The 3,267-nt window shown below is 38.9% G+C and carries 1 protein-coding gene; it reads right to left on the bottom strand.

The genetic code is table 11. The annotated features are described in order from the left end of the window. Positions 1 to 343 precede the first annotated feature (343 nt). Positions 344 to 2,944 (bottom strand): ATP-dependent chaperone ClpB, encoded by a 2,601-nt coding sequence (gene clpB / locus SGJ10_04895; protein MDZ4757461.1) that lies wholly within the window; start codon positions 2,942 to 2,944, stop codon positions 344 to 346. Positions 2,945 to 3,267: the final 323 nt, after the last annotated feature.

Below are 3,267 nucleotides of genomic sequence, written 5' to 3'. Positions count from 1 at the left end.
CGATAATTATCGGGATTAAGCGGGGCTTTCGGGATGTAGTTCGGTATTACCATTCTACAAACCAAATCCGCCACAGGCGGAGAACTATTTTAGTTTAAGTATTGGTATTAGAATTTTGATATAATTCCAAGGCTTTTTTTAATCATTTTTTTAGTTTGATAATTTACTTTTTTCTTACCAGTTCTTCCTCTGTAAAGTCCGCATTTAGCTCCTCAGTGCCACGCTCTTGTCCTTCTCTAAAATTATTACATTCTGTTATAACACTTCTCAATAAAAAATCAGCCGAATGGACTGACCACTAACTACTGCCCGCCGCGGCGGGCTGACCACTGACTACTGACTACTACGCTTCATTCTCAAACACAAACTGCTTATGCTCGTCCAGCTTCAACAATATTTTACTGTCTTTGGTTATAGCACCCGACAAAACTTGTTTGCTCAGTTCGTTGATTACTTTTTTCTGTATCACTCTTTTCAATGGTCGTGCTCCCAGCGTTGGGTCGAAGCCCAGTTCTGATAGCCATTCTAAAGCTTCCATGGTAGCATTCAATTCTATATCCATTTGCTTCAATTGCTTTTGTATAATACCGAATTGTAATACTACAATTTGTTGCACTTCATTCCTATTTAAAGGTTTGAACATGATAATATCATCGATCCTATTCAGAAATTCGGGACGTATAGTTTTACGCAACAAAGTAATCAATTCATTTTTAGTGCGGGCTTCAATTTCATCTGAATTTGCCTCATCAAAGTTTTCATAATTCTCTTGTATAATATGACTTCCAATATTCGAGGTCATTATTATAATCGTATTTTTGAAATTGGCAGTGCGGCCTTTATTATCTGTTAAGTGTCCATCATCCAAAACTTGTAATAATATATTAAATACATCGGGATGTGCTTTTTCAATTTCGTCTAATAATACAACACTAAAAGGCCTACGTCTCACAGCTTCGGTCAACTGCCCGCCTTCTTCGTAACCTACATAGCCTGGAGGAGCTCCAATCAATCTGGATACAGTATGTTTTTCTTGGTATTCACTCATATCAATTCGCACCATGGCACTATCTTGGTTGAATAAAAATTCGGCCAATGCTTTTGCAAGTTCTGTTTTTCCAACACCTGTCGTGCCCAAAAATATAAATGAGCCAATAGGTTTTTTAGGGTCGCCTAATCCTGCTCTGCTTCTGCGAATCGCATCGGCTATACCAGCGATTGCTTCCTCTTGTCCTACAACACGTTTGTGTAATTCATCCTCCAAATGTAATAGTTTATCTTTTTCACTTTGCAGCATGCGTGTAACGGGAATTCCCGTCCAACGGCTCACTACACCTGCTATATCTTCTGCATCAACTTCTTCTTTCACCATGGGGTTATCTTCGGTGCTCAACTTCGTTTGATAATTAATCAATGCAGTTTCAGCATCTTTAATTCTACCATAACGAATCTCTGCCACCAATCCATAATTTCCTGCACGCTCTGCTTGGTCGGCTTCCTGCTTTAGTTGTTCAATTTCTTCTTTCTTTTGTTGTATACTTTCTACCACGGCTTTTTCACTTTGCCATTTGGCTTTCATACTATTTCTTTCGTCGCTAAGGTTTGCAATTTCTTTTGCTATATCATTTACTTTGCCTTCCATGCCTTCCCGTTTGATAGCTTCACGCTCAATTTCCAATTGCATAATTCTACGTTCAATTTCGTCCAATGCCTCGGGAACAGAATCAATTTCTATTCGCAATTTTGCTGCGGCTTCATCTATCAAGTCAATAGCTTTGTCGGGCAAGAAACGATCATTTATATATCTTTGTGAAAACTCCACTGCAGCTATAATAGCTTCATCTTTGATACGCACTTTATGATGTACTTCATAGCGTTCTTTTAGTCCACGAAGTATGGCAATCGCATCTTCGGTATTGGGTTCATCAACATATACTTTTTGAAAACGACGTTCCAAAGCTTTGTCTTTTTCTATATACTTTTGATACTCGGCCAAAGTAGTTGCACCAATGGCACGCAACTCTCCGCGGGCGAGTGCTGGTTTTAATATATTTGCTGCATCCATGGCACTATCACCTCCTGCCCCTGCTCCCACTAGTGTATGTATTTCATCAATAAATAATACAACTTCGCCATCACTATTTATCACTTCTTTAATAACAGCTTTCAATCTTTCTTCAAATTCGCCTTTGTATTTTGCACCAGCAATCAGCGAGCCCATATCCAAACTAAATACTTTTTTGCTCTTCAAATTTTCGGGCACATCACCGTTTACGATTCTGTGAGCAAGACCTTCAGCAATAGCAGTTTTTCCAACACCGGGTTCGCCTATCAATACAGGATTATTTTTGGTGCGACGCGATAATATTTGCAATACTCTTCTAATCTCGTCATCACGACCAATTACAGGGTCAAGCTTTCCAGCCGATGCAAGGTCGTTTAAGTTACGTGCATATTTATTCAATGCATTATAAGTTTCTTCTGCATTTTGATTTTTAATAGTTTCTCCACCACGCAATTCTATGATAGCTTTTTTCAAATCTTTTTCATTGGCTCCCGCATCTTTCAGCATTTGCGATGTTTGGTCTTTAGCAGCCAAAATGCCTAATAATATATGCTCGACAGATACATATTCGTCCTTCATGGAAGTCGCTTCTGCTTGGGCTTTGGTTAATGCTTGTTGTGCAGTATTACTCAAATATATATTATTTGCATCGCCACTAACTTTGGGGTAACTAGTAAGCATTGCATCCACTGTTTGCGTAATTCTCGACACATTCATATTGAGCTTTTTCAGTATAAAAGGAAGTGCATTCGTGTCTTCAATAAATATACCTTTTAGTATATGTCCTGTTTCGATGGTAGGGTTTCCATTGGCCGTTGCAAGCTCCTGAGCTTTAGCAATTGCCTCTTGACTTTTGATGGTGAAATTATTTAAATTCATAATTGTTTTTCGCTTCGCAAATATATATCCTGAGAATAGTAGTAGACTTTTTAGCATACAATAAGCCAAGTATGGCTAATTGTTTGCAATTCCTGATTTTTATCATGAAAAAAAGGCTGATTATATATACAAAACGTCATTGCCGAAGCGGGTTCGCGAGCCTGCCTGTCGGAAGACAGGGTACGAAACAATCTCGCTATTGGATCGAGCAAATCTGGTGGGACTTATACCGACACTCAATATATAATAGTCCAAAAGAAAGGGACTAATCCCCCCGCATCCCGATAATTATCGGGATTAAGCGGGGCTTTCGGGATGTAGTT

The organism is Bacteroidota bacterium (genome assembly GCA_034439655.1).
In the GTDB taxonomy this organism is placed as follows: Bacteria; Bacteroidota; Bacteroidia; order UKL13-3; family UKL13-3; genus CANJUD01.
This window is presented reverse-complemented; position numbering and strand designations above follow the sequence as displayed.

Coding starts and splice junctions, on each gene's coding strand:
- clpB (MDZ4757461.1), bottom strand. CDS start 2,944: ATGAATTTAAATAATTTCACCATCAAAAGTCAAGAGGCAATTGCTAAA.